This window comes from Marinagarivorans sp. (assembly GCF_982758155.1).
This window is the reverse complement of the sequence record NZ_CEXWTU010000297.1, coordinates 1-4,997: the sequence shown is the minus strand read 5'-3', so window position 1 is coordinate 4,997 and position 4,997 is coordinate 1. Positions and strand designations below refer to the sequence as shown.

Annotated in this window: 3 protein-coding genes and 1 pseudogene; 3 read left to right on the top strand and 1 reads right to left on the bottom strand. The window is 43.5% G+C overall.

Translation table 11 applies throughout. The features are described from left to right. Positions 1 to 427: pseudogene (locus AC3A8L_RS19740) on the top strand (transposase); the annotation flags it as partial. A gap of 228 nt (positions 428 to 655) precedes the next feature. Here the strand turns inward: AC3A8L_RS19740 and AC3A8L_RS19735 are convergent. Then, positions 656 to 3,262, bottom strand: coding sequence for a hypothetical protein (locus AC3A8L_RS19735; protein WP_487963986.1), 2,607 nt, complete (start codon positions 3,260 to 3,262; stop codon positions 656 to 658). Positions 3,263 to 3,493: 231 nt separating this feature from the next. Between AC3A8L_RS19735 and AC3A8L_RS19730 the strand changes: the two genes are divergently transcribed. Next, the gene (locus tag AC3A8L_RS19730; RefSeq protein ID WP_487963985.1) at positions 3,494 to 4,129 is read left to right on the top strand and encodes a L,D-transpeptidase family protein; all 636 of its coding nucleotides are present in this window, start codon (positions 3,494 to 3,496) and stop codon (positions 4,127 to 4,129) included. Further along, positions 4,116 to 4,796 carry a hypothetical protein gene (locus AC3A8L_RS19725; RefSeq protein WP_487963984.1) on the top strand — a complete coding sequence of 227 codons (681 nt, stop codon included), beginning with the start codon at positions 4,116 to 4,118 and terminating at the stop codon, positions 4,794 to 4,796. The genes AC3A8L_RS19730 and AC3A8L_RS19725 overlap by 14 nt, the downstream gene beginning before the upstream one ends. Positions 4,797 to 4,997 lie beyond the last annotated feature (201 nt).

Here is a 4,997-nt window from a genome sequence, read left to right as displayed (position 1 = left end):
TGTTGATTTGAACCCCATTCGCGCGAAAATGGCCGAAACACCTGAAGCCAGCGAACATACCTCGATAAAACATCGTATAACCGCGGCAAAAAATAATCAGTCCCCGAAAAATTTGGCTCAATTTGTGGGTAACCCGCGGGAGCCGATGCCGCAAGGTTTACCGTTTGCCTTAAAGGATTATATTGAGTTGGTGGATTGGACGGGCAGAGTAATACGTGATGATAAACGAGGCCATATCGCCTCAAATTTACCCCCGATTATCGATCGACTAGGTATCGAACCCAATAACTGGTTAGAGCTGACTAGCGCTTTCGAAAAGAACACGAAAACCTTTGTTGGGTCCGGCGATCATATCGAAAGTGCCGCGTTTACCATGGGTTACCAGCGCACCCCAAATCGACGGCGTTGCCAGTCGTTATTTGGCTGATCAGCCGCTGACTCCCCCTTCATCTTTTTCACGCGCTAAGCTTAACGCTGCTTGGTTATATAGCTTGTTGTTCTATGCGTGAATTATTGATAGCCTGCGATTATAAGTCTGCGATCCTAAGGCCTTATCTGAAAAATACTGCTTGGTCTGATACAAAAGGTGGGTAGTTTTTGTTGTTTTTTAGAGCGAGTGTCCCTTTTGGTGATGTCCCTTTTGGTGATGAGCGCCCTACCGGCGGGAATATAAATCAAACACATAGATTTTTTCGTTTCGATAAAGGTAAATTTTTTTTAAATTGTGATTAATCTGGACCATGCTTAGGCTGTTCCAATTATCAAACGTATCAGAAAAGTAAAAGCCAGCTAGCCTATCGCCAGTGGTAATATCGAACACCTCCATTCCAACCTCACCACTTGAGGATAGATACAGTAGCTCATCAGCTACTTGGGCGTTTAAAGAGAACCCACTTCCCAATGGAATTTTTTTCGATGCTTCACCACTGGGGCTTATTGCAAACGCATGCTTTTTCTCTAAAACAGTCAACCATCCGTTCGAATTTTGAGAAGTCCGTATATATCGCGGAATCCAAAATCCGTCGTTAGTTTGAGTTATCGCCTTCTCGACCTTTTGCCCGTTATTATGCTGCGTTAAAACAATGCCATTAGCGTTTGACGACCAGAAATGAGGCCCAGCTAAACCAGGGAGGTAGAATGTACTAGAAAGCGCTTGATCCACAGGTGGCGTGATGGTTGATACAGAGCCGTCAAACGCGACTTTTTGATACTCCGCCCGATTCTTTTTGATTAGAAAATGTTCATTGTCGAATCGTTTAAGTCCTGTTAATCGCTCGAAGATACCCCCTCTCTTTTCGGATTCAAGCCTATATAAAAAAGCGGCTTTATCGCCTTCTACTTTAACTATTTTATTGAGAAAATAGTCATAAAGATAAATAATCTCTTGGTGATCCACGTAAAAACCATTAACACCCGTCAATTGGGCTTTTCCAAGCGGCTGATTACTCGAATAGATTAACTCAGAGTCTTTGTCAAACTGCATTAACTGTCTTGCATCCCCCCCCAAAATATTCCCATCTTTGTCACGCTGAAGGTCCCGAAATACTGGGGCAAGCCCATATGTAGTCGTAAAACTCTGACTATCAATCAGTATGCCATTCGAGTCATATCGTCCAAGCTTACCATTCGACGAATTCCATACATGAAACTCGTCGCTACTCCCGCTAACTAGTTGAGTAAAATAGCTATCACTCCTATCTTCAACATTCAGGTCAATTGTTTTTATATGAACACCGAGGCGATTAAAAACCTTAATAACGTTTTTGATATTTTCTAAAACGGCAATGCCATTTCCAGCAACAGCAATATCATCAGTATTAATAAATCCCGCTTTGTCATTATGACGCTCTTGGATTTTCCATAGCTCCTTCCCGGTCAAGTCAATGGCTTTGAGGTAGTCACCCCGCCTGCTGGCCAAGTATATGATTCCTTCTTGCCCAATCTCGATCAGATTTGTTCCTGGAAGATCAGCAGGAATCCCTTGAATGATTGTACCGTTTTCATCAATAAGATAGAGACGAGACTGCTCCGCACCTATAAACTCACTCGCTAGAACCAACCACTGATTTTTATCGAAATTTCGGATATTAAGCCAAATACGATCTTCAAAAACTAAGTCAATTTTTCTTTGGGTTATTACTTGCCTATCACTGTTGTAGCGATTGAAATATACCTCCTTATTTGATTGCGTAAGCGTGACTAAATCACCTTCAGGACCAAGATCAAAAGTACTAACCCTGCCTAAATGGGTATCAACAACCAAGTTTTGGGGTAGATTAAGTGTTTTGATCGGCTTTAGTAGGCTCTTAGAGTGCTCCTGCGGTCGGGTGACGTAAGCTTCTTCGGGTATTCGTTGAGAGCCAACTTTTGCAAACGCCCCATCGTCAATTCGATAGGAACGCTTCTGCTTCGTCTTAATTTCTGTAATCCACAGGAGTTCACCACTAAAACCAGCGGCCTCGCCACGAGCCTTAATCTTATAAAAAAGCTTATCAGCGAGGCCATCCCGATCATCCAAGTCCCCCGCCAGTGTTTCACAGGCAATGCTATCTAAATTGTCGTCCAGCAAACAATAATGGCTATGCATATATTCAGAACGACAGCCTGAGGCGTCTACTTTTTTCCATTGTTTATCACACTGCGATTCGGCCATAAATACGATGCTTCGATTCGTCTTTGTATCCACCGCAAAGGCTATATTCTGCCCCTTCCTAGGAATTTTTCTCGAAGGTAATTTAGCAATCACTTTAGAATCAAGATTGAGTGAGTACCATACCGAGCCCTCTTCACCTGCGGATATCAACTGAAAATACACTAAACGGTTTTTATCATGAATAAAATGCTCACGAAGAACTGGCTCCAAAAAAGCGTTTCTTTTTTCGGAAAAATATTTTTCATTTCGCCAAGAGAACACTTGGTCTCCGGTAGAATTAAATACCGTAATTTGTATATATTTAACGCCTTCGACCTCAACAAGACTAAAGCCAACAGTTTCAGCTTTGTTGCTTACAACAGTCTTAGTAAACGTGTACGGCAGCGTTTTATCCCACAAGGTATGTTCGTTGTGCGATAGTCGATATATCGCTGAACCCGCCCCTTTGGGATCGCTAGGCTTAACATAAAGCGTGAAATCACCACGTGCAGAGGTGGCGTGATACGGGTCTAAGAGCTTAGGATCCCCAACACTGGTCGCACTAGCTTTAACAGTGCTAACACTGATTAAAGCCGCGAAAATCACGTAACCTACTGCTTTAAAATTCATTTCAACTAATAGCTCTCGTTTATTGGGGCGAGCATAAGTATAGACAAGCCACGACTCACAGCAGGAGGAACAATGCATTTACCCGAGTCGAGTGAACTGTCGATTCACACCATAATTGGTTGCATTGCCTCCTTACAGCCCCGAACGCGCTGGAGTACAATGGGAGTCTGAGCCACTGGCGTCGCCAGCAGTTAGCAAAGGAAAGAGAACCGACTAAACAAAGGATAACGCATGATGGAACTACACTTTTACCCTGGGGTTAACGCCCTCGTATTACACTCGGGAACCCAGAAGATTCAATATGAAGCGTGGGGTGGACCCGCATCGCTAGGAAGCGACCCTTATATGCCTGAAGAGCCAACTTGGCCGGGCCGCTACATTATCCATTCTATAGCGCCATATCGTACACCCACCTGGCCAGCATCCAAATTAAAGTGGGGGACAAAACTTAAAGACATGCCAAAAATCAATGATGTTTGGTATGAACTTCCCAGTGGGAAGTGGGGCTCTGTTTTAAAAGATATCGGCTTTACCCGAATAGAAATCACTAAGCTGTATTTTCAGCTATACGGTAAAGTAACCGTCCCCAGCTTTTGGGTCTTTAATGACTTCGGCCCGATTTCCATAAGGTGGTTTAAAGACCTAAACAACAATAAAGTCTTAGACGGAAAAGAAACTCTTTCAGGCCAAATGTTTCATACTACCCCTCAAGACGAAGCCAGTACATCCCTAGGAAAAAAGGTAAATCTCACACCTTCCCACGGATGCATTCACCTAAAGCCTAGGGACCGCGACCTACTAATTGCAAAGAAAGCTTTTGCACCAAAAACTCAATTTATAGTGCATAAATATCATGAGAAGCCTTAACTTAGCTGTAGTCTTCGCTTTGGTGATCTCAGCGTTAGCATGCTCCACTTCGGCAGACCTTACAAAGGAGCAATCGACATTACCCGATGAGCATCACCAACTAGATGATGATGAAACCTATGACATTATGCTAGATAATGTCTACCTATCGCGCACATTAGGCGCCATTAGCTTTTCGGCAGGATTCACTATTGATGGCGGCGGCATCAATACTCCCGTAATTTCAATCGATACTCATAATGGTTCAATCAGAAATTATATATCAGAAGAAATCGTTACCGACTTCTTCTACTACAACGCCACAATCACAGCTGCGCTTTTAAGTGGTAAAACACTATTTTTCCAAAAGGGTGAATGGGTTGCCGGCGATTTAGAGCTACCGCCTGATTCAACAATTGTTTTCACCAACAATGGAAATATTATTGCCTGTAGCCCACGCTCTCCACTCAAGGCTTCAAACGCTCAAGGAAGTTGCACGTCCCGCAACCCTAATTGGCATACCGAGATCCCTTGGCGAACTATTACACCAAAGATCTGCGATGATAATATTTATGCAATAGTTAAGCTTAAAAATGTAGAGGAGTACTGGGAAATATCGAGACTCGACGGAAAAGTAATAACCCGTGACGCCCGCAAAGCGGCAACCGCCTGCGTAAGGGGACTTTAGAGTTTGATCCAAGTAATACTAGCCTGCAGCTCTTACACGCATTGCACACAAGGGGCACTCACAGCAAAAAGTGATCAGCAACTCCAACAAGGCCTAATACCTCAGTTTTCGCTCGGTAGCCTCGTAAGCCCATTAAACAATCAAGTATTAGGGCCGAGGAAAAAATACTTTATCCAATAATACTTGCCTCCTGCTTCCTCA